We start from the raw sequence: 21,515 nt of genomic DNA, 5'->3' as shown, positions 1-21,515 counted from the left end.
TCCAGCCTGGCCTATAGCAATAGAGTGTTCCTAGCTTGCTTCTGCCACACCAAATCCCCTTTCTATGTCGTAGCTGAAGAGGAGGGCCTAGCCAACTCATCCGACGGTTCATACTTTCCGCAGCAGAAAACCATTCTGGAGATAATTTCGCCCACTCAGAGTGTTGAAGGTTGCATGGTATGTCCGGCAACCAACCTGCTTTTTTGTTTTTCCATCGCCTCAGGCTAGGGATAAAAAGGCCAAAGGCTTTTGCGGCTCTTCCTATGTGCTTAGGAAGCTTTCCTTTTTGGAGAGAAAAGAATGGATTGGTACAATCAATCAGCTTGAGCCCTTCTAAATGAAGCGAGTGGAAGCTGTCTAGCTTGCAGCTTTCTAAAATTTTGGAGAGCTATTGGTTATCCCTTGATATTGCGGCTGCCTTGCTTGAATTTTTTCTTTTAACTCTTCTTCATATTCCTTTACTAATTTATCTCGATAGGCTTCAACCTTTTCATTTACTTCTTTAATTTTTTCCCTTCGTTCAGCAAGCTTTCTTCTATAGATGCTTTTTCTCCGTTCATGACTATAAAGATACCCCCCCAGGCCTCCACCTAACAGTCCCAAACCCGCACCAATGCCTGCCCCCAGACCTCCACCAGCCAATCCTCCAATGAGTGCCCCTCCCAAAAGACCAATTCCGGCACCCTCAAGGGTCGTAGTCGGAGTACCTGAACCTGAAGCAAAGGGCTTACCCATTTGAGGAACACCTGGAATATCCTTTATAAGCTGATTGCGATAATCGATCACTTGATCACGAATCTGATTAATTCTTGCAAAAAAAGCCTGCCAGCTCTGATCCTGTTCTTGCATCAATTGATTCAAAACCGGATCGGATTTCACCGAATAAAGCTCTTCAACTTCAATCGATTTTTGAAATGATTGCAAAAGGCTTTCCGGCCCTTCAAATGGAGTCGGTTCTACCTCAAGAATGCGCCATAGCCCACCTTGCACGACAGCTCTTTTAACTGTCCAGGAAAATTCAAAAGGTTCTTGGGCTTTGGCTAAAATTTTCTTTTCTCCAAAAAAATAAATAAACCCTGGGGGCAAATCATGGGTAAAAAGAACAAGGCGGACTAATTTCTTTTGGATTTTATCTTCGTTTGCGGCAGGTAGCATGGCCTTGCCCCTTGGTACAATCCATTCTGTATAGGATGGAAGAACTTTGACAGTATAAATGACCTGAACGTAATCTTTTGTTCTTTCGAATTGGACTGGATCTATTTTAAGCAGTGCAACACCAGCCGGAAGATGCCTCAACAATGCAGCTTTCACAGCTTTGCTGTTAGGCAAATCATGATAGATTTGCCAGAAATTTGGCCGATTAAACTCCTTAAGAGGTTGAAAAGGAGTAATATTAGACTGCATGTAGCGACTTATCTGTTCATTCCAGAAAAGGTATTTTGAATAGGCGATCTCAGAAGAGTTTATCTCATCGTTTGTCGTAGATCCGGGATAAGGCTTCGTAAAAATATAAATAAAAAAAGACACTGTCAGAATGAAAAGACAAAATCCGCTAACCAAAAACAATATTTTTTTAGTTTCCTTTTTTTGAAATGGCCTTTTTTCTTCTTTTATAAACCCAGAAGTTGCCGATTTATGGCCATTTCCACGATACTCATTGGCGGGTATAGGAGGTGGCTCAGGCTTTCTTTCGAAAAAGTTTTCTATTTTACCCATATCAATAAATAATAAATTTCATCATTCTTCTTAAAACAATGTCTAAAAAGAAAGAACAAAATAAAAAATACATGATTATTTTATTTAATAAATTTATCATTCATATTATGTCTATTTTTCTTGTTTTTTAAACAATAGAAAAAACATTTACAATCTGATATAAATGAGAAAAAAAATTTCCATGAAGGAAAGAATCCAAAAAGAAAACTTTTGAATATTTTAAAAAATTATTAATTTATTTTATTAAAAATTAAAAGCAACAGCTCAGAAAATGTTTTTTTTACGATGACATCTCACAATGGGCAATGGAGATTTGCTACGGATACTACTCCCGAAGGCATACGAGAAGCGATCCTTACTCATCTTAGGCTCAGTCTGGCTCGATCTCCTGACACAGCAACTCCTTTTGATTGGTGGATTTCAACAGCCATGATGTGTCAAGATCATATTGTTGACCGATTTCTTGCTACTTACAGAACGCAGAAGATAGAGAAGGTAAAAAGGCTTTATTTTTTATCACTGGAGTATTTTTTGGGCAGGCTTTTGCATCAAAATCTAATCAACCTAGGAATTGTTGAACAAACTAAGAAAGCTTTAATCGGACTTGGATTAGATATAGATCAAATCTTTGAAGAAGAACCTCAAATAGGGCTAGGCAATGGGGGGTTAGGAAGGCTGGCCGCCTGTTTTCTTGATAGTTTATCGACTTTGCGTTACCCGGCCTTTGGTTATGGTCTGCACTATGAATTTGGCCTTTTTCATCAAGAAATCATCAACGGCTATCAAGTGGAAAGACCCGATGATTGGACTAGATTTGGAGTTCCTTGGGAGATTATTCGACCACGATTGTCTCAAGTCATCAGACTCTATGGGAATATTGATTGGAATGGTCAAAAGCCTGTGTGGGTGGGGGGAAAGGATATTTTAGGAGTCCCGTATGATTATCTCATCCCTGGTTATAATAGTCCTGTTGTCAATGTCTTACGCTTATGGAGATCGAAATCTACTGTTGAGTTTGATCTTGAAGCTTTCAACCGTGGTGGATATTTTGAAGCGGTTGCAGAAAAAAACTTTTGCGAGTCTATCTCCAAGGTTCTCTATCCCAATGACAAAACAGAAATTGGTAGAGAGTTGCGTTTAATTCAACAATACTTTTTTGTTTCCTGCTCTCTCCATGATATCGTCCGAAGGTTTTTGAAGGAGCATTCTAATTTCAACGATTTTCCTTCAAAAGTGGTAATTCATCTTAATGATACCCATCCTTCTATAGCCGTTGCGGAGCTGATGCGTATTTTTCTTGATGAACACAACTTGCCATGGGATCAATCTTGGAAGCTGGTATCTCAAAGCTTTGCTTATACAAACCATACTTTATTGCCTGAAGCTCTGGAAAAATGGTCTGTTCCGCTCTTTGAGAGAGTATTACCTAGGCATCTTCTAATCATTTATGAAATCAACAAACATCTTTTGGATAGCGTCCCCATAGACATGCCAGAAAGAGACAAAATTATACGTCAGATATCAATCATCGAAGAAACCTATCCAAAGCTTGTCCGAATGGCTAATCTTGCAATTTGTGGCAGTTATTCTATTAATGGGGTCTCCTCCCTGCACAGTGAATTGCTTAAAAAAAGTCTTTTCCACCCTTTTTATCTTTTGTTTCCACAGAAATTCCGAAATGTAACCAATGGAATCACCCCACGACTCTGGTTATTAGCCTCCAACCCTAGGCTTTCTAACCTTATCACTAAAGCTATAGGAGAGGATTGGCCTGCCGATTTAGAAAAACTAAAAGCACTTAAAACCTTTGTTTCGGATCCTGAGTTTCAAGAAGAGTACAAACTAGTCAAGCACGCCAATAAAATAGAGTTGGCAAACTTGCTGAAAAGCCGATACAATTTTATTCTGGATCCCGATGCTATTTTTGATGTTCAGATTAAACGAATTCATGAATATAAAAGGCAACATCTCAATTTGCTACAAATTCTTTCTCTTTACCGTAGGATACTAGATAATCCTAATCTGGATATCCATCCACGAGTTTTTCTTATCGCAGGAAAAGCTGCTCCAGGATACGATCTTGCCAAGTGCATCATCAAAGCGATCAATGCCGTTAGCTATAAAATTAACAACGACCCCCGTGCGAATAAAAAAATTAGGGTCTATTTCATTCCTAACTACGGTATTTGGTCAGCATGTAAAATTATTCCTGCAGCTGATGTTTCCGAACAAATTTCGACAGCAGGCAAAGAAGCTTCTGGAACGGGAAATATGAAACTTGCCTTAAATGGAGCTCTGACAGTTGGGACTCTGGATGGGGCAAATATTGAAATTCGAGAAGCAGTTGGAGAAGAAAATATTTTCATCTTTGGTCTTAAAGCTGAAGAGATTGCTCAATTAGCTGCTGCCGGGTATTCTTCAAGAAAAATCTATGAGACAGATCCAGAAATTAAATACCTATTGGATTGGTTAGGAAGTGGAGAATTTACTCCCAAGGAACCCCCTTCTGTCCTTCATCCTATCGTTCATAGTCTAATTGACGGAGGGGATCCTTTTTTTGTTTTAGCTGATTTTCACTCTTACAAAGAAACGCAATCGAAGGTGGATCAAGAATACAAAGACCAAAAAACATGGGTTTCAAAAGCTATTATCAACACTGCTTCGCTTGGTTGGTTCTCTAGCGACCGGTCAATTAAACAATATGCTACAACCATTTGGAATCTTTCGCCTTGTCTTCCTAAATAATTTTCAAAAACCATTCCAACGTTAACCCATTAAATAAGAAATACAATTTTCTTGAAGATAAGCTAAAAAATGAATTTCCCAAATTGCTTGCTGCAAGGGCTTGGATTTTATTAAAAATGGATCCCAGTCCATTTGTTCCTCAGTTATTCCATGGATTATAGCTAGAGTTAATCGGCGATCATTTAATAGGCATAAAAATTGATCTATATCCTTTTTAGCAATACGCAAAAATCCTTTGGATGGATTGCGTAAGGGGCTTTCCCTAGAGAGCCATTCTTCTAACAATCGAAGTCGTTCCGATCGCAACTCGATTCTTTCGGCAGATAAATCTTCCTTGAGATCATCCAATTCAGACTGAAGCTGTGGATCTCGGCTGAGCTCACCCAGCCAAAACTTTCTTAACGGTTCAGGAAGTTGCGAAATTTCTTGCTGATAATGTTTCCTGAGCTCAAAAAGAGAACTTAAAAGCAATTCTCTTTCGGTCGGTTCCAAAAGAATAACCAATTGTTCATTTTCCTCCCTAATCTTCACGTTTTCTCCATTGTTGCTTGCAAACCAAACCCTTGTAATTGGTGAACCAAAAGCTCAGCTTTTTCTTTAGTTTCTTTTGCTACCATGCTTTTCCCTTTATTATGCACCTCCAGCATATGACGTGTCGCGTCCTGTTTGCTCATCTTAAGCACTCGCTGAAAAACATAAACCACATAACTCATTAAATTAATTGGGTCATTCCAAACAATTACTCCCCAAAGTTGGTCGAAGGCCTCCTTAACCTTCTCTTCGACCGACTCTTCTTTTATTACATCAGGACTTGTTAATTGCTCTACCGCCATTAACCACCTCCCTTCCGTCATTCATTTGAATGGTTATGAAAAAAAATAGTATTCGCATTCATTAAATAACAAATCAAAAATCATGATGAAAAAAAACGAACTTTTTATCCCTCCCTTTTTCGCAGAAAAAGTCCCCACCTTTTAATATTTTCCCAGCAGGGATAAAAGTATGTTTTTTCTCGATCATTTATCTGTTATTTCAATTATAATCAGGAATGACGAGCCAATCAATAATCACAAAAGATAAAAGTTAAAAAAGGCAAGCATTCCTCTATTTATAAAAGAAGACTAGATTTATAAAAGAAGACTAGAACCAACTAAAAGTTCAAAAAAACTTTTATTCTTTTAGCCCTTTTTATCCTAGGGATAGCCAAAGTTATTTTGCCCTCCAATCGACCGATCAAAGGCCAACAGTTTGGCAATAGAGCCTCTTCTCTCCTTCAGGCTTTTAAGCCAATCCCCTTTATCAGCTTATCGGTTAGTGAAGTTCTATTTTCCCCTGTTCTTCACACCATCGACAACTATTTCAATAGGCCAACAGTCTACTTACCCATGGAGGATCCCTAAAAGTCTCAATCGAAAGTCCCTATAAATGACTCAGAAGAAAAAAGTTTTGCCCTAGCCATTTCAGGCCATTACCCTTCCATGCAAGGCTCCATGCCGATACCTTCCATCCGCAGTGGTAGTGGATATTATGATGAGCTCTAAGATAGGAAATGACTCTTATTTCAATAGCGCTTATTAATAGCGAGGAACAGTCGGGTCAATCAACTGGCTCCATGCATCGATGCCTCCATGAACATTCCAAATGTTCTTAAAGCCAGCGTTTAAAAGCATACGACAAGCTTTCATGCTTCTTCCGCCCAATTTGCAATGAACGACGATTTTTCTAGAACTATCTAATTCATGAAGCCTAGCATGCAACTGTCCCAACGGTATCAGTTTAGCACTGGGAATTTTTGCTATCTGATATTCATGCTCTTCTCGAACATCAATCAAAATAAAATCCTCCCCATTGTCCAATGCTCGTTTCAGCTCCTCAACGGAAATGGAAGGTATGCCATTATTAAGATCAATAGGCTGTTGATTGTTTAAGCCACAAAAAGCTTCATAATCTATCAACTCTTTTATGGTTGGGTTCTTCCCACATAATGGACAATCAGGATCTTTTCTTAGGACATATTCCCGAAAACGCATTTGCAAAGCATCAAAATGAAGTAACCGACCGATTAATGGTTTGCCTATCCCCAAAATTAATTTGACTGTTTCAATAGCCTGCAAAACCCCGATAACTCCCGGCAGCACTCCTAATACTCCTCCTTCAGCACAACTTGGAACCATTCCAGGCTCAGGAGGCTCTGGATAAAGGCAGCGATAACATGGCCCCTTTTCTGCCCAGAAAACAGTAGATTGTCCCTCAAACCGGAAAATCGAACCATATACATTAGGTTTGCCTAAAAGCACACAGGCATCGTTCACTAAGTAACGGGTTGGAAAGTTATCGGTACCATCGACAACACAATCATATTCCTTAATTATCTCTAAGGCATTTTCCGATCTTAATGCCATCTCATAGGGTTGTACTTTGACATTTGGATTTATTTCTAAAATAGTCTCGATAGCTGATTCTATTTTTGGTTTTCCGACATTTTTTGTTTTATGGATGATCTGTCTATGCAGATTCGAATGATCGACAACATCAAAATCCACAATACCTAAAGTTCCAATCCCAGCGGAAGCCAGATAGAGAAGCAGAGGAGAACCTAGTCCCCCTGTCCCCACAGCTAACACTTTTGCTGCTTTAAGTTTTTTTTGACCTTCTAGAGTTACCTCTGGCATGATCAGATGACGACCATAGCGTTTGATTTCTTCAAGAGACAACTCCATACTAGAAAATGTCTTTTCAACTCTCGGTATAAAACTTTTCATCTTTATTTTTCGTCTCTTCCCTATTTGTTTTATTATTGTTCAAAGCCAAAAAAAGATTCAACCCGATTCAACAAGTCGTTTTATTCCTTGATAAGTGATCTAAATCTATAGATACTTTTCTATAAAGAAAAGAAATTTCTTTTTCTTAAAATAGCGCCTCTTTATTTTATAAGATAATAATGGAACAAAATAAGCAATTAGATTTACTCTCTTTTTCAACCACGAATCGAAAACTACGATGGATTGATGATAACAATTCGCTCCAAGAATACTTATCCATATTAGATTCTTTAAAACCAATCGCCATTGATATTGAGGGGGATAGTCTCCATCATTATCCAGAAAAACTTTGTGTTATTTCCTTATGTCAAGAGGGCTATCTTGCCGTTATCGATTGCTTAAAAGGCGATCTCTCCTCTCTTTGGAGAATGCTTAGTGGCTGCGAATGGATTTGTCATGGAATGGATTATGATTTAAAGATGCTAAGAAGGGCCGGATGCCCTCAGCCAAAAAAAATCTTCGATACCCATATCGCTGCTAAGCTTTGCGGATTTGATTCTGTTGGTTATGCTGATCTAGTCTCCCTTTTTTTTCAAGTTAAATTGTCCAAAGAACATCAAAAAGCCGATTGGTCCAGAAGACCATTACCCTTATCCCTTGTTCATTACACAGCCAAAGATGTCCTTTATCTTGAAAAACTTAAGGATATTTTATCAAAACTTCTTAAAAGTTTAGGAAGATCTGAATGGATGGAACAAAGCTGTGAAAGAATTCGAAGAAAGATTGAAAAATCTCTTTCTAAACCACCATATAAAGATCCGGAAAGAATCGAAGGATTTCAAAAACTCGATCCTCTTGGTCAATCTATTCTGCTTGAAATACAGCGATGGCGTCAAGAACTAGCCCTATCAAAAGGCATTCCGCCTTTTAAAATCATAAGAACCGAAGATCTCATTCAAATAAGTTCTATCTCCTCTCAAGGGGAATCCGTTTTAAAAATTCCTGCTGTTAAACAGCTAGAAAAAAATATCCGTTATAGCCTATTGCAAGCGATTGAAAAAGGAAAACAAAATGGTCCTCACAACCAACCGCTTCTCTCAAAACCCTTTTCCTTCATGGATAAAGAATCCTCCAAAAGATTCGAAGAACTAAAAACCAAACGCAACAAGATTGCTTCTTCGCTTGGTTTAGATCCTGGTCTAATAGCTTCTAAAGCTCTTTTAAGCGAGATGGCCATGGACCCTAAAACGATTCGAAAAAGATTAATTGAAACTGATAAGCTTTGCCCCTGGCAAGCCGAACTATTAGGATTATAAAACTTTCATCCAATATCCTTGTAGGTTAATATATATAGGTTAAATACATTTAAATTATCAAAAAATGATAACAGAAGTGGTTTAAAAAACAACTCTATTGATCAACTATGGCAGGACATAGTCACTGGGCAAAGGTCAAGCATCAGAAAGGTTTATCTGATATAAGAAAAGGAAAGCTGTTTAGTAAGCTCTCCAGAGAAATTTCTATAGCAGCCCGAATTGGAGGAGGAGATCCAGCATTCAATTCGAGGCTGCGGCGGGCTATTGCCACTGCTCGCGATGAAGGAGTTCCTCAAGAAAACATCCTTCGAGCCATCCAAAAAGGAACAGGAGAAATATCGGGAAGTCACTATGAAGAGGTGCTTTACGAAGGCTACGGCCCAGGAGGTATAGCCATACTTGTGGAAGCAGCAACAGATAACCGAAACAGAACCACCTCTGAAATTCGAAATCTTTTTTCTAAACATGGAGGCAATCTGGGTGCCGCTGGAAGCGTTAGTTGGTTGTTTCAAAGAAGGGGCAAAATTCTTATTGAAAAGGATAAGTGCGATTTTGACAAGGTGTTCGAAGTAGCAGTAGAAGCTGAGGCTGAAGAAGTGCAAGAAAAAGATGGTGAAATTGAACTGATTACTTTGCCTGAGAAATTAGATGAACTGCTCAAGTGCTTGGAAAAGGCGGGAATTGTTGTTAAGTCCTCTCAAATAGTTTATTTGCCCAAAAATTCAATTCTGCTAAGCGATAAAGAAATAGCCAAATCCCTTTTTCGTCTTCTAGAAGTTCTAGAGGATCAAGATGATGTTCAAAATGTGTATGCCAATTTCGATGTGCCGCAAGAATTTTTAGAACTGAATTAACGATTAACTTTTGAAACATAATAAGTTGATGAATTCGAATGAAATTCGACAACGTTTTCTTGATTTTTTTAAAGAAAGAGGACACACAATCCTGCCTTCAGCCAGTCTTGTACCAGAATCCCCTAATCTTCTTTTTACTAATGCGGGGATGAATCCTTTCGTTCCCATTTTTTTAGGCAAACAAAAATGTCCCTATGTTCCTCCTCGAGTGGCTAACAGCCAAAAATGCCTCCGTGCGGGGGGGAAGCATAACGATTTAGAAGAAGTTGGTTATGATACTTACCACCACACTTTTTTTGAAATGCTGGGGAATTGGTCATTTAATGATTATTTTAAAAACGAAGCCATCCATTGGGCCTGGGAGCTTTTGACTGAAGTATGGAAAATTCCAAAAGAAAGGATTTATGCAACAGTTTATAAACCTGCCCCTGAAGAACCTGCTGAATTTGATGAAGACTCCTTTAGAATTTGGTTTGGGCTTTTTCAAAAATCTGGGCTTAACCCTCTTGTGCATATCCAGTTTGGGACAAAAAAGGATAATTTTTGGATGATGGGAGAAACAGGACCCTGTGGGCCCTGTTCGGAAATTCATATTGATCTTACGCCAGAAGGCAACTCTGAAGGAACATTAATCAATAAAAACAGTCCCTACTGTATTGAAATATGGAATTTGGTCTTCATACAGCTGGATGCTAAGGAAGATGGATCCTTTGCTTTGCTTCCCTCCAGGCACGTAGATACAGGCATGGGACTAGAACGGGTTTGTGCCATTTTTAAAGGCACCTCTTATTTTCAAAAGTTTGATGCTCCCATTTCTAACTACAATACAGACCTTTTCATTCCTCTTATCCGAAAACTAGAAGACATATCAAAAATTTCCTATAAAGGCACCATTCCAACTGAGAATACCGTTCAGGACTTAACGATCCGGCAAGATATTGCTTTTCGGGTTATCGTCGATCACCTTCGTGCGATTGCCTTTGCTATTGCTGATGGCATCCTTCCGAGCAATTTGGGGAGAGGCCATGTCCTGCGGCGGCTTTTAAGAAGAGCCACTCGATTTGGTCTTATTCTTGGACTGAATCCTCCTTTTCTTTTTGAACTGGTCGATCCCCTTGTCCAGACCATGGGGCATCACTATACTGAGCTTATCGACAAACAACGACGAATTGAAGAAGTTATTAGTTCTGAAGAAGAACTTTTTGCTAAAACTCTCTCCCATGGCATGGCTGTATTCGAGGAGATAAAGCAAAAGATGCTATCCGAAAACAGAAAAGAAATCCTTGGTAAAGAGGCTTTTGTTCTTTATGACACCTATGGTTTTCCCTTGGATTTAACCCAACTCCTAGCCAAAGAGCATGGCTTTAGTGTCGACACTAAAGGTTTTGAACAATACATGGAAGAACAAAGACACCGATCAATGGTAGCACACGAAGAAGACATTGTCAGCTTGACAAAAACCTCTGAATTTGTGGGCTATGAGGAGTTGGAAGCAGAAGCCGAAGTGGTCGCCTTGCTTTCTGCTAATCGTGCTATATTCGATCGCACTCCCTTTTATGCAGAAATGGGAGGACAGGTAGGGGACAAAGGCTTTGTATTGGTCAATCAGAAAAGAATTGAAGTGCTTGACACCATTAAATCGGCTAGTGGGGCTCATCTCCATAGACTGGCCTTTACTGATGATCTCAAACCGGGAAGTCGCGTATTCCTTCAAGTCGACAAAGAAAGACGACAGAATATTGCCGCGCATCATACAGCTACTCATCTTCTCCATTGGGCTTTGCGTAAAGTCCTCGGACCTGAAACTCTCCAAAGGGGCAGTTATGTAGGACCTGATAGGTTAAGATTCGATTTTGCTCATCCTGGCCCTCTCAGCAAAGAAGAAATTAGAGCGATCGAAGAGCTTATTAATGAAAAAATTGAGCTTAATGATCCAGTCTACTGGGAAGAGGAAAAGTATGAAAAAATTAAAAATAACCCAAGCATTTTACAGCTCTTCGGTGAAAAATATGGAGAGAGGGTAAGGATTGTATCCATTGGCGATTATTCAAAAGAGCTATGCGGAGGAACGCACGCTAAATCGACCAGTGAATTAGGCTACTTTAAAATACTTAGTGAGTATGGAGTTTCTGCAGGCATAAGGAGAATTGAAGCGGCATGCGGCAAAGCTCTTTTAAAATTTTTAAAGACACAGGCACAAGAACAAGACAGGAAATGGAATCTGCTTTTCAGCAAAGATCCTTCTTTACGTAAGCTTCCAAAGTTTACAGAGTCTTTGGATTTCCAATCCTTGATTGAGCTCTTCCAGAGAAGGAGCGAAGAAATTGCTGAACTTGAAAAAGACATTCGAGAAAGAGAAAAAGAAAAGGCAAAAAAACAGGAAGAATCTTTTCGATTGGAAGCCAAAAGTCGAGTAATGGAGCTGCAGGCTAGGGCAGAAAAATTTGGCTCGGTTCCAGTTATATTCTATGATTGTGGAATAAAACCTCCTTCCTTTTTGCCAATCCTTTGGAATGAGCTAAACAAAAGAGTCGAAGGCATAGCTGTGCTCTCTAGCCGATGGGAAGAGAAAATTAATTTTTTTGTTGGCATTTCTCCCTCTTTAACCCAAAAGATACAAGCAAAAGCGGTCCTTTCAAAGATTCTCCTCCCATTGGAAGGAAAAGGAGGAGGGTCAGCCACCATTGCTCAAGGGGGATGCAAAGACAAAAAAGATCTTAATCTTAATCTTATTTTTGAAAATGCCCGAAAAGCTATTAATGAGTTTTTAGGATAAAGATCCCTATCAGTTTTCTTTCCGTTATTCGAAAGGAGTATGATGCAGGCAGTTGCTAAAAGGTAGGTTATAAATATTTTTAAATATGCAAGAAATTGGGAAAATCCTTGTTTTTCTTGGAATTTTTCTCATTGTTACAGGCTTAATCATTGGACTTGGATTTGGAAAAGGATGGATAGGCAGATTGCCTGGAGATATTAAAATTGAAAAAGGCAATTTTACTTTTTATTTTCCTCTCACTACTTCCATTCTTATTAGCATTATTCTAAGTTTTATTTTCTGGTTGATTAGAAAATAATTACAAAGCTGTAGGTAGAAATTCTACGTTTGAATGACAAACAGAGCATCTTTTTTCTTTAGCTTTTTCGTCTTAAATGACTGGGCAAGATTTTCAAATGCGCCCTATATTTTGCGATAGTCCTTCTAGCCATTTTTATTCCCATCTTTGCTAGAGCCTCAACGATCTGTTGATCAGACAACGGGGCCTGAGGATCTTCGTTGCGAATAAGTCTTTCGATCGCTTCTTTAATGGTCTGATTTGCTACAAATTCTCCAGTTGTCTTTTGAAAGCCAGAATTAAAGAAATATTTTAGCTCAAATATTCCATAAGGGGTCTGAACATATTTGTTAGCAATCGCACGACTGACTGTTGTTTCATGGACACCAGTTTTTTTTGCAACTTCACTCATTGTCAATGGCTTCAAAAACCCAGGCCCATGGTGAAAAAATTCCTGCTGACTCTCCACGATCGCTTCGGCTACCCTTAAAAGAGTATTTTCCCGCATCCTTAAACATTTGATCAAGAAGAGACCGGAACGCAGTTTTTCCTTCAAATAATTTCTCAAGCTGGGGTCTTTGTCTTTATCACTCAACAAGCTTTTATAATAATGATTCAATCGTAACCGAGGCAACAATTCCTCATTGAAGTATACCTTCCAGTTTTCTCCTTCCCTCACTATAATAAGATCTACCTGAATAATCTTCTCTTTTTCATCATTCCCAAACTTTGAACCAGGGAAAGGTTCTAAGGAACGGATCGTAGCCACCGCTTCTTGAACTTGTTTAAGACTTACTTTTAGCTGTTTGGCAATTTCATTAAATTTTTTCCTTTCTAAAAGCGGCAAACATTCTTTAACAATACGGAACTCCAAGGAGTTTTCTTTCCCTTGAGCTTTTAGTTGCAATAAAAGACATTCGGAGAGGTTTCTAGCAGCTATACCAGGTGGATCCAAAGATTGGACTAAAGATAAGGCTTCCTCAATTAGATTATATGGCATACCTAAATCAGTCGCTATTTCTTCTAATTCTGCTCTCAAATAACCTTTTTCATCCAAATTGCCAATAATATGGTTGGCTGCTTCTAAAAGGGTTTTATCAGTACAAACTAAAGCAAGCTGCTTCGATAATTGCGTAGTCATGGATTCTGAAGCGGTCTGTGAATCGAAAAAAAACTGACGTCTTTTTTCATCCTCCACCGATCGTTGGAATCCTTCGAAATTCGAACCTAGATATTCATACCACTTTTCCTCTTCCTGAATCCACTGATCAATCGACAATGCATCGGGATTTTCTAAAGGCTTTTCTTCTGAAATTTCAAGCATCGGATTGGCAAGCAACTCCTGTTGGATAAGAGTAGAGAGTTCTACTGCAGGAGCCTGCAATATGCTCAAAGAATGTTGCATCTGTGGCGACAATGTCTGATGCAACTTAACAGATTGATAGAGACCTATAGATGTTGACACAGCTTATCCTACATCAATTTGAAGCATTTTCCAGGCCAATTTTTTTTCTTTTTTTTTCTGGAGAAAAAATTTTTAACATGAAATAGTCAAAAAATGGTTAGCATAAGAGTCCTTGCTAGCGGAAGCAAAGGCAATGCTTATTTGTTGGAAACAGAAAAGTTTCGATTTTTATTGGACCCCGGCATTCGGTTCAAGCATCTGGCTATTCAGCTTGCAAATTTAAATATTCCATTGGAATCCATAAATGGAATTTTCATTACTCATGAACATTCCGATCATGTCATCGGGCTGCCAGTGCTTTTGAAAAGAATTCCTTTTCCCCTTTATTGCAACGAGCTAACCTGGAAAAGCTTAAAGAAAATGATGGACTTGAAAGAAAAAGCCGTCGATTGGCAACCCTTTGAGCCAGGCTGCAAGATTGTTCTAGATGAAATAGAGATCGAAAGCTTTCCTGTTCCCCATGACGCTGCTGATCCTGTGGGTTTTCTTTTTCACCATTCCAATGGAACTATTGGCCTGCTCACGGATCTAGGCTACATTACAAAATTGGTGAGAGAAAAGATCCTAAGCGTTCATACTATGATCTTGGAATCTAATCATGATTTGTCTCTCCTTCAAGCAGACACAAAAAGACCGTGGTCGGTCAAACAAAGGATTATTTCCAGGCATGGGCATCTTTCCAACGAGGCTACAGCAGAAATAGCTGCTCAATTAGTTAAAGAAGGCACACAAAATTTGTTTTTAGCTCACTTAAGTGAGGACTGCAATCGAACGGATCTTGCTGAATCAACTGTTAAAAATAAAATTCTTTCTGCTGGTCTTCCCCTGCCTTATATTCAAGCAATAAATCCAGCTAATCCAGCGTTGCAAATTGTTCTCTAATAAATAATAAATATCCCTGACCGGTTCAGAGCCCTTTTCCTATCAGAGATAAAACAATTTCCTTCCATTCGGAGTCAAAATCTTTTCCCATGGCTTTTCCTGCTTTTGCATACCAATATTTGCTGTTAGCTATATCCCCTTCTTTGCGATGAAGAAAAGCATGGACCCAACAGGAATCAGTATCTTCATACCGTTGGATTAAGTTGTGCGCACGTGCCCACTGGCCTTTTTTTTCGTAAAAAAGAGCTTGAAGGGGCGCTGAAAGCGATGATGGGGGAGTGTCCTCTTTTTCTATAAGTTCAAGAAACTCTTGGAATGTCATACGCATTTTAAATTTAAAGGAAAATCGTAATTTAAAAAATCTTTAAAAAAGATAAAATTTGAATCCTTTACAAAAAATAATTCATAGCTATCCATTAGTCGCTACCATGAGGAAGTCATACATAAAGATTCTTTTTATTTTCTTACCACTCCTTTTTTTCTCTTGTTTTACTCTGAGGGCATCCAAAAATTCCGAACCTCTTCCTCCTACCCCTCTTCCTCCATTGCCTCCAGAAGGAAGATTAAAACTGCTTAAACCCCTATCTATTGACTGGATACAGGGAGATAGGAATGCCCCAGTTGTGATCATTGAATATATCGATTTTGAATGCCCAATTTGTGCAGCCTATTATCCTATCCTCCAAGAACTGAAAAGAAAATATGGAGATAAACTCTCCTGGATCATCCGTCACAATCCTTCCATCTCCCATCCTGAAGCCTTTCCAGCTTCCATGGCCGCTGAAGCTGCAGGTAGACAAGGCAAATTCTGGGAAATGGTTAATTTACTCCTCACCAATCAAAAAGAGTGGTCATTCAAGTCCTCCTGTACTGAAGCCTTCCTCCAATATGCCAAAAAATTGGGACTAAACGAAGAACAATTCAAAAAAGATCTCCAAGGAGTAGAAGGGATCCCTCTTCGAAAGAGGATTCTTGCCGACTGCCTTTCTGCTATTAGAGTTGGAGTGGATGGCAATCCAAATTTTTTCATCAACGGAGAAAAAATTCCCAATCCCTCCAATTTAGAAGAATTCTCTACCTTGATCGAAGCCGAGTTAATTAAACGTAAATCGGACAAATCCTAGGCGTAATAATTGGGAGGAAGAAAAGTCCTCAAACTCTATAAAAAATGGTTCGCCTAGAAAGCCAGTTTTGGAGTAGCCGATAACCCGCAAGCATATCAGCTGGAAGCTTCTACTGGGAGTGCCCTGCAATCAGCTTTTGATATAAAGTAAGATACGATTCGGCCATTTTTCGAGCAGAAAATCTCATTTCGAACCTCTGCCGACATTTCTTTCTGTCTATTTTGTGAATCTGGCGTAAAGCACCAACCGCCTCATCCACATCTTTCACAATCCAACCTGTAATACCATGATCGACTACTTCTGGAATTGATCCACATGGATAAGCAATTACTGGAGTGCCGCAAGCCATTGCTTCAATCATTGACAACCCAAATGGTTCAGGCCAGCAAACAGGAAATACCAAGGCTAGAGCTCCCCCCAATAATTCATTCTTTTCCTTATCCGTGATTTCGCCTAAATATTCTATATTTTCTTTTTTAAATTCAGGTAATAGTTTTTCAAAATAAGCATCATCTCCAAGTCCTACACGCGCAGCGATTTTCAACTTTACTCCCGCCTTCCTTGCTATTTGCAAGGCATCATCTACACCTTTTTCCGGAGATATTCTCCCTAAAAAAACAATATAATCAGATGGATTTTCGTTTAATTGATAAAGAGACAAGGGAAGACCATGATGGACTGTTCCTATCCAACGAGCAAGAGGTAATGGCTTTTTCTGAGAATAGGAAATCGAAGAAAGAGGCATATCGTTAAAATTAGAAAAAAAACGGATATATTCCGGGAAATCCATTCTTCCATGAGGAGTCGTTAAATGAGCTACATTCATCCTTCGAAAAATTGGAAAATGAAAAAAATCCGTATGGAAATGAATAATATCAAATTGTTCTTTATGCTTAATTACTTCCTCAAGTAAAAGGATATGATATATAGAGGGGTTGGCACAAGGAGCAACATCTTCCCAAAGAGCTCTAGGAATTATAGAAATTAAACGGGCTGAGGTTTTTGAATCCCCGCTTGCAAAAAGGCTTACTTCATGTCCTTGGCTGACAAGTTCTTCTGTCAAATAGGAGATTATCCTTTCTGTACCTCCGTACCGTGGAGGAGGAACAGGTTCATAAAGAGAGGCAACCTGGGCTATCCTCAATGAATCTTCTCCTGTTGATCTTTATTGGTTGAGTTTCTATTTGCTAAAAAAACTATAAAATATGCAAGTATTTATCTCCACTGCTTGAAAATAATCATTGAAATCAGTTTAGAAAAATAATTTATAGAGCGATTTGATAACAGACCACTTCTCTCTTTTAGGGGCATATTGAAAAAAAACCAATAAGGATTAAGTTTTAATATATCCATTATGTTGATTGAATACGAAAGTACTAAAAGCATTGAAGCATTAAAAGAGGCATTGGAAGAAAAATCCAAAGCCAAAAATTTTGGACTGTTGACAGTCCATGATATCTCTAAAACCTTAGAAACAAAGGGCTTTCCTATATCCTACAAATGTCTTATCTTAGAAATTTGCTCACCAAAGTTTGCAAGGATAGTCCTGGAGAAAAACCCTGAAGTTTCAACTGCACTTCCTTGTAGAATAGCCATTTACGAAAAAAAAGACAAAAGAATAGTAGCTAGCCTTTCTCCCCGCCTTTTGATCGAAATGTTTCAAGCTCCTCAATTATACAAAATAGCAGAGGAAGTTGAAAATATCTTAAAGGAAATTATGCAGGAAGCTCTGTGAGAGCTTAGTTTTAAAAAATCTTAAAACGATGTTTTTGGAATATCTTCTCCTCTAGACACATTAAAAAGGTAATGAAACAGCAGCCAAGCCCCTTCTCATGTGAAGAAATAAATCTTGTAGATAAATATCTTTCCCAAGAGGACTGGGAGGTTAAGGAAAACAGCAACATGACTTATTCCCTACAAGGACTCAACTTTTATATTTCTTCAAAAATTTCCAAAAGCTATTGGTTACATAAAATTTATCCTCATGATGTCAAAGAAGCCTTTGAGCAAGGGGATATTCATATTCATAACCTTCAAGTCCTTGGCGTATATTGTATGGGTTGGGATCTTGTAGACCTTCTTGAAAAAGGATTCATGGGGGCTGAAGCTAAACTGGAAAGTGGTCCTCCACTCCATTTGAGCTCAGCCTTGAACCAGATTATCAATTTTTTTTATACCTTACAAGGAGAAGCTGCGGGCGCACAGGCTTTATCGAATTTCGATACGCTTCTTTCTCCTTATATTCGTTATGATAATCTTAAAGAAAAAGATCTTAGACAACAACTCCAACAATTTTTATTCAACTTAAATGTCCCCACACGTGTAGGATTTCAAGCGCCTTTTACCAATTTGACGATAGACTTGCGTCCTCCTCAGTTTTTGCAAAACGAGCCTGTTCGGATAGGTGGGAAAACCAGAAGAGAAACCTATGGAGAATTTCAAGAAGAGATGGATTTTTTCAATCGGGTATTTTGTGAAATGTTTTTGGAAGGAGATGCCCGAGGAAGGGTTTTTACCTTTCCTATACCCACATACAATATTAGCTCTGAATTTCCCTGGGACTCTAAAGCCACTCAGGCTCTTTGGAAAATGACAGCAAAATACGGCATTCCTTATTTCGCCAATTTCATCAATTCGGAACTAAAAGTCGACGAAGTCCGAAGCATGTGTTGTCGATTAAGACTAGACTTAACGCAACTTGCACGAAGAGGAGGAGGCCTTTTTGGTTCCAATCCTTTAACAGGATCTATCGGTGTGATCACAATCAATCTACCGCGGATTGGATATCTTTCTAAGAATGAATCTGATTTTTTTTCAAGACTTCGAGACCTTATGGAATTAGCAAAAAAGGCACTTGAAGCCAAAAGAAAGGCTATTGAGGGATGGATGGAAAAGGGATTATATCCTTATAGCAAGTTTTACTTAAAAGGGATTTATCAACGGTTTGGCTCCTACTGGGCCAACCATTTTTCAACCATAGGGCTTGTGGGGATGAACGAAGCTTGCCTTAATTTCCTTGGAAAAAGCATTGCTGAGCCTGAAGCAAAAGCTTTTGCCATAAAAGTTCTTGATCTGATGAGAGAAATTTTACTCTCTTTCCAAAAAGAAACCCAAAACAACTACAACTTAGAAGCTACTCCCGCCGAAGCCACAAGTTATCGATTGGCCCGAATCGATAAAAAAAAATACCCCCAGATCCTTGTTGCCAACGAAGAGGCAGTTAAAAAAGGAGCCGCTCCTTTCTATACCAACTCAACCCAACTTCCTGTGAATTTTACTACTGACCCATTTGTCGCCCTGGAGCATCAGGAAGATCTTCAGTCACGCTATACGGGAGGCACAGTCCTTCATTTTTTTCTTGGGCAAAAGATTGACGAACCAGAATCCATTGGCTCCTTTGTCCGTACTGTCTGTTCAAAGTACAAGATTCCGTATTTTACCTTAACTCCCACTTTCTCAATCTGCCCAGAACATGGGTATCTTTCAGGAGAACAATCCCATTGTCCACGTTGTGGAAAGCCTTGTGAAGTCTATTCTCGAGTTGTAGGTTATTTAAGACCCGTTGATCAGTGGAACCCTGGAAAGCAGGAAGAATTTAAACTGCGGAAAACTTATCTACTAGATGAAAGTCGGTGGCATTGATCCATTTAGTCTTATTGATTTTCCAGGCAAAACAGCAGCTGTCGTTTTCACTCAAGGATGTAACTTTCGCTGTCCCTATTGCTATGTACCCCAGCTTGTTATTCCAGAACAATACGGAACAGTTGTTCCCATGGCTAAAGTTTGGCGCTTTTTAGAAGCTAGGAGAGCGAAGATCGATGGAGTCGTTATAACTGGAGGAGAACCAACAATTCAGGAAGATCTAGAGGAATTTGTATGGAGCATAAAAAAAATGGGCTTTTTGGTTAAGCTCGATACCAATGGAAGTCATCCCGAAGTCCTAGAAAAACTGATTAAAATTATCGATTATGTGGCTATGGACTTCAAAGCTCCTCTTGAAAAGTATACAGAAAGCACTCGGTCTACGATTAAAAAAGAACAAATCACTCAAAGCATTTCCTTACTTCTAAAAGGGAACATAGAGTATGAATTTCGAACAACCCTTGTCAGCGAAGACATAACCTTTGAAGATTTTAAGTCCATGGTAACAACTCTCTCAGGGGCAAAAAAATATGTGCTTCAAAAATTCCTTCCTGCCTCCCCACTTGTCGATCCATCATACAGTACAAAACATCCAATCGACTTCGACATAATTGAAAAATGGAAAAATTATGCCCTTAAGAAAATTAAAAAAGTAATTATTAGAAATTACTAAAAGATACCGATCTATAACGATGTATACAATCTCAACAGAGATTGAAATAAAGGCAAAAAAAGAAGCTCTTTGGGACTGTCTATCAAATTTTTCTGCCTATCCAGATTGGAATCCTTTTATAAAGAAAATATGGTTCAAAAAACTTGAGTCTGGACAACCTCTTAGATTGCTGATTCAAGCCCCATTTTCTTTCCCAGTCTTAATGACAGGAAAAATTATGATGGTGGCTCCCCCTTCTCTTATTCGCTGGGAATGTTATTTGATCCATCCTTTTTTCTTGAAGGGCATTCATACTTTAGAATGGACAGAACATCAAGCCTCTAGCGTTATCTTCCTTCATCATGAAACATTCAATGGGATTCTTTTACCTATACTTTGGAAAATGATAGAAAAAAGAGTGAAAAAAGGATTTGAATCGATGAACAACGCCCTCAAAAATAAACTAGAATCCCTTTCTTAGATTATTAATGTTTTTATGCTGAAAATCCCCATCCCTTTCTCGATCAATGGCAAGGCTAAAAGAAAGCAAAGTCTTGAAGAAGATTTATACAAAGTTTCTTCTTTTCCTATTCATGCTCGATTGCTACATCCCTGTCACAAGATCCATTATGGAGAGCAAAGTTCTTCTCATAGCAAGAAGTCTTAATGCTCTTCCCTAAAACTGCTGCAGGCCTTATGTTCATCATCTATTTACTGGCAAGTTTTAAAATAATGGGTCATGCTCACATGGTAGATTTATAAGAGCTTTAAATAGGTTCATTTCCTTTTTTTAATTGCTAAGGATGATCTTTACCTAGTTAATGAATCCAACAGATTGTTAATCAAATTTGAAGGGCTTGAACAGTTTCTATACAAGTTGCTTTTTCCTCCTCATAAATGTACATTCTAAACCTGTCGCCCAAAATAGTCAGCATTCAAGAGGCCGCCGAGTTCCTGGGGGTTGCGCCGCAAACACTGCGGCGCTGGGAGCGCGAGGGCAAGCTCCTACCCAATGAACCCACAGCAGGTGGGCGGCGACGCTATGACCTTGCGCAGCTTCGGCCAGACCAATTTCATGCACCGGAGAAGGTAGACCGCACCATTGCCGCCTATGCCCGTGTGTCCAGTTACGACTAGAAGGACGATCTGGAAGGGCAAAAACAGGTTCATGAGCTGTTCTGTGCCCCCGGCAAGGCTGGACATTCGAGCTGATCGCGGACCTGGGTTCTGGCAATGAACTACCACAAAAAAGGCCTGAAGCGCCTGCTGGATGCGATCATTGGCGGTGAAGTCGGATGCCTGCT

The 21,515-nt window shown here is 39.1% G+C and carries 19 protein-coding genes and 1 pseudogene; 13 read left to right on the top strand and 7 right to left on the bottom strand.

Going from position 1 to position 21,515, the window contains the following annotated elements; all coding sequences use genetic code 11:
- Positions 1 to 372: 372 nt before the first annotated feature.
- On the bottom strand, positions 373 to 1,716 hold the full coding sequence (locus A7Q09_RS02990) for a hypothetical protein (RefSeq protein WP_134389830.1): 1,344 nt from the start codon (positions 1,714 to 1,716) through the stop codon (positions 373 to 375).
- A 285-nt stretch (positions 1,717 to 2,001) separates the two neighbouring features.
- On the opposite strand from A7Q09_RS02990, the gene A7Q09_RS02985 reads away from it, so the two are divergent.
- Positions 2,002 to 4,461, top strand: coding sequence for a glycogen/starch/alpha-glucan phosphorylase (locus A7Q09_RS02985; protein WP_134389829.1), 2,460 nt, complete (start codon positions 2,002 to 2,004; stop codon positions 4,459 to 4,461).
- A 21-nt stretch (positions 4,462 to 4,482) separates the two neighbouring features.
- Here A7Q09_RS02985 and A7Q09_RS02980 read toward each other — a convergent pair whose 3' ends face one another.
- Both A7Q09_RS02980 and clpS read right to left on the bottom strand, forming a co-directional pair.
- On the bottom strand, positions 4,483 to 4,992 hold the full coding sequence (locus tag A7Q09_RS02980) for a DUF2017 family protein (RefSeq protein ID WP_134389828.1): 510 nt from the start codon (positions 4,990 to 4,992) through the stop codon (positions 4,483 to 4,485).
- Positions 4,989 to 5,294 (bottom strand): ATP-dependent Clp protease adapter ClpS, encoded by a 306-nt coding sequence (gene clpS / locus A7Q09_RS02975; RefSeq protein WP_009061339.1) that lies wholly within the window; start codon positions 5,292 to 5,294, stop codon positions 4,989 to 4,991. The genes A7Q09_RS02980 and clpS overlap by 4 nt, the downstream gene beginning before the upstream one ends.
- Before the next feature lie 381 nt (positions 5,295 to 5,675).
- On the opposite strand from clpS, the gene A7Q09_RS02970 reads away from it, so the two are divergent.
- Positions 5,676 to 5,861, top strand: a complete 186-nt coding sequence (locus A7Q09_RS02970; protein ID WP_134389827.1) for a hypothetical protein — start codon at positions 5,676 to 5,678, stop codon at positions 5,859 to 5,861.
- 174 nt (positions 5,862 to 6,035) lie between these two features.
- On the opposite strand, the gene moeB is transcribed toward A7Q09_RS02970, so the two are convergent.
- A complete protein-coding gene (gene moeB, locus A7Q09_RS02965) occupies positions 6,036 to 7,223 on the bottom strand; it encodes a molybdopterin-synthase adenylyltransferase MoeB (RefSeq protein WP_134389826.1) in 1,188 nt (395 codons plus the stop codon).
- A gap of 179 nt (positions 7,224 to 7,402) precedes the next feature.
- On the opposite strand from moeB, the gene A7Q09_RS02960 reads away from it, so the two are divergent.
- From A7Q09_RS02960 to A7Q09_RS02945, 4 genes are all read left to right on the top strand, one after another.
- Entirely contained in the window at positions 7,403 to 8,539 is a 1,137-nt protein-coding gene (locus tag A7Q09_RS02960; protein WP_134389825.1) for a ribonuclease D, read from the top strand.
- A 107-nt stretch (positions 8,540 to 8,646) separates the two neighbouring features.
- The gene (locus tag A7Q09_RS02955) at positions 8,647 to 9,393 is read left to right on the top strand and encodes a YebC/PmpR family DNA-binding transcriptional regulator (protein WP_134389824.1); all 747 of its coding nucleotides are present in this window, start codon (positions 8,647 to 8,649) and stop codon (positions 9,391 to 9,393) included.
- A gap of 28 nt (positions 9,394 to 9,421) precedes the next feature.
- Complete coding sequence (gene alaS, locus A7Q09_RS02950) at positions 9,422 to 12,169, top strand: alanine--tRNA ligase (RefSeq protein WP_134389823.1); 2,748 nt, start codon at positions 9,422 to 9,424, stop codon at positions 12,167 to 12,169.
- An 85-nt stretch (positions 12,170 to 12,254) separates the two neighbouring features.
- A complete protein-coding gene (locus tag A7Q09_RS02945) occupies positions 12,255 to 12,467 on the top strand; it encodes a DUF2905 domain-containing protein (protein WP_039722296.1) in 213 nt (70 codons plus the stop codon).
- Positions 12,468 to 12,525: 58 nt separating this feature from the next.
- On the opposite strand, the gene rpoN is transcribed toward A7Q09_RS02945, so the two are convergent.
- Positions 12,526 to 13,911 carry an RNA polymerase factor sigma-54 gene (gene rpoN / locus A7Q09_RS02940; RefSeq protein WP_134389822.1) on the bottom strand — a complete coding sequence of 462 codons (1,386 nt, stop codon included), beginning with the start codon at positions 13,909 to 13,911 and terminating at the stop codon, positions 12,526 to 12,528.
- 93 nt (positions 13,912 to 14,004) lie between these two features.
- On the opposite strand from rpoN, the gene A7Q09_RS02935 reads away from it, so the two are divergent.
- The gene (locus A7Q09_RS02935; RefSeq protein WP_134389821.1) at positions 14,005 to 14,793 is read left to right on the top strand and encodes an MBL fold metallo-hydrolase; all 789 of its coding nucleotides are present in this window, start codon (positions 14,005 to 14,007) and stop codon (positions 14,791 to 14,793) included.
- Positions 14,794 to 14,818: 25 nt separating this feature from the next.
- Here the strand turns inward: A7Q09_RS02935 and A7Q09_RS02930 are convergent, their stop codons facing one another.
- Positions 14,819 to 15,115: a hypothetical protein gene (locus A7Q09_RS02930; RefSeq protein WP_134389820.1), complete on the bottom strand. Its 297-nt coding sequence runs from the start codon at positions 15,113 to 15,115 to the stop codon at positions 14,819 to 14,821.
- 58 nt (positions 15,116 to 15,173) lie between these two features.
- On the opposite strand from A7Q09_RS02930, the gene A7Q09_RS02925 reads away from it, so the two are divergent.
- Positions 15,174 to 15,917 carry a thioredoxin domain-containing protein gene (locus A7Q09_RS02925; protein ID WP_244228479.1) on the top strand — a complete coding sequence of 248 codons (744 nt, stop codon included), beginning with the start codon at positions 15,174 to 15,176 and terminating at the stop codon, positions 15,915 to 15,917.
- A gap of 109 nt (positions 15,918 to 16,026) precedes the next feature.
- On the opposite strand, the gene A7Q09_RS02920 is transcribed toward A7Q09_RS02925, so the two are convergent.
- Positions 16,027 to 17,061, bottom strand: a complete 1,035-nt coding sequence (locus A7Q09_RS02920; protein ID WP_134389819.1) for a glycosyltransferase family 4 protein — start codon at positions 17,059 to 17,061, stop codon at positions 16,027 to 16,029.
- Between the two features lie 210 nt (positions 17,062 to 17,271).
- Between A7Q09_RS02920 and A7Q09_RS02915 the strand changes: the two genes are divergently transcribed.
- From A7Q09_RS02915 to A7Q09_RS11235, 5 genes and pseudogenes are all read left to right on the top strand, one after another.
- Positions 17,272 to 17,652, top strand: a complete 381-nt coding sequence (locus A7Q09_RS02915) for a DUF302 domain-containing protein (protein ID WP_134389818.1) — start codon at positions 17,272 to 17,274, stop codon at positions 17,650 to 17,652.
- A 59-nt stretch (positions 17,653 to 17,711) separates the two neighbouring features.
- Positions 17,712 to 19,559, top strand: coding sequence for a ribonucleoside triphosphate reductase (locus A7Q09_RS02910; protein WP_279636283.1), 1,848 nt, complete (start codon positions 17,712 to 17,714; stop codon positions 19,557 to 19,559).
- Positions 19,540 to 20,232 (top strand): anaerobic ribonucleoside-triphosphate reductase activating protein, encoded by a 693-nt coding sequence (locus tag A7Q09_RS02905; RefSeq protein ID WP_134389816.1) that lies wholly within the window; start codon positions 19,540 to 19,542, stop codon positions 20,230 to 20,232. The genes A7Q09_RS02910 and A7Q09_RS02905 overlap by 20 nt, the downstream gene beginning before the upstream one ends.
- Before the next feature lie 19 nt (positions 20,233 to 20,251).
- Positions 20,252 to 20,692 (top strand): SRPBCC domain-containing protein, encoded by a 441-nt coding sequence (locus tag A7Q09_RS02900; protein ID WP_134389815.1) that lies wholly within the window; start codon positions 20,252 to 20,254, stop codon positions 20,690 to 20,692.
- A gap of 416 nt (positions 20,693 to 21,108) precedes the next feature.
- A pseudogene (locus A7Q09_RS11235) lies at positions 21,109 to 21,515 on the top strand (recombinase family protein); the annotation flags it as partial.

This window comes from Methylacidiphilum sp. Yel (assembly GCF_004421185.1).
Lineage (GTDB): Bacteria > Verrucomicrobiota > Verrucomicrobiia > Methylacidiphilales > Methylacidiphilaceae > Methylacidiphilum.
The sequence above is the reverse complement of the archived record's forward strand: the minus strand, read 5'-3'. Positions and strand labels throughout refer to the sequence as shown.

What these genes read in the sequence shown, in the direction of transcription:
- clpS (WP_009061339.1), bottom strand. Translation starts at nt 5,294, where the DNA reads ATGGCGGTAGAGCAATTAACAAGTCCTGATGTAATAAAAGAAGAGTCG.
- A7Q09_RS02900 (WP_134389815.1), top strand. Translation starts at nt 20,252, where the DNA reads ATGTATACAATCTCAACAGAGATTGAAATAAAGGCAAAAAAAGAAGCT.
- alaS (WP_134389823.1), top strand. Translation starts at nt 9,422, where the DNA reads ATGAATTCGAATGAAATTCGACAACGTTTTCTTGATTTTTTTAAAGAA.
- A7Q09_RS02905 (WP_134389816.1), top strand. Translation starts at nt 19,540, where the DNA reads ATGAAAGTCGGTGGCATTGATCCATTTAGTCTTATTGATTTTCCAGGC.
- A7Q09_RS02930 (WP_134389820.1), bottom strand. Translation starts at nt 15,115, where the DNA reads ATGACATTCCAAGAGTTTCTTGAACTTATAGAAAAAGAGGACACTCCC.
- A7Q09_RS02935 (WP_134389821.1), top strand. Translation starts at nt 14,005, where the DNA reads ATGGTTAGCATAAGAGTCCTTGCTAGCGGAAGCAAAGGCAATGCTTAT.
- A7Q09_RS02985 (WP_134389829.1), top strand. Translation starts at nt 2,002, where the DNA reads ATGACATCTCACAATGGGCAATGGAGATTTGCTACGGATACTACTCCC.
- A7Q09_RS02955 (WP_134389824.1), top strand. Translation starts at nt 8,647, where the DNA reads ATGGCAGGACATAGTCACTGGGCAAAGGTCAAGCATCAGAAAGGTTTA.
- moeB (WP_134389826.1), bottom strand. Translation starts at nt 7,223, where the DNA reads ATGAAAAGTTTTATACCGAGAGTTGAAAAGACATTTTCTAGTATGGAG.
- A7Q09_RS02960 (WP_134389825.1), top strand. Translation starts at nt 7,403, where the DNA reads ATGGAACAAAATAAGCAATTAGATTTACTCTCTTTTTCAACCACGAAT.
- A7Q09_RS02945 (WP_039722296.1), top strand. Translation starts at nt 12,255, where the DNA reads ATGCAAGAAATTGGGAAAATCCTTGTTTTTCTTGGAATTTTTCTCATT.
- A7Q09_RS02990 (WP_134389830.1), bottom strand. Translation starts at nt 1,716, where the DNA reads ATGGGTAAAATAGAAAACTTTTTCGAAAGAAAGCCTGAGCCACCTCCT.
- A7Q09_RS02915 (WP_134389818.1), top strand. Translation starts at nt 17,272, where the DNA reads ATGTTGATTGAATACGAAAGTACTAAAAGCATTGAAGCATTAAAAGAG.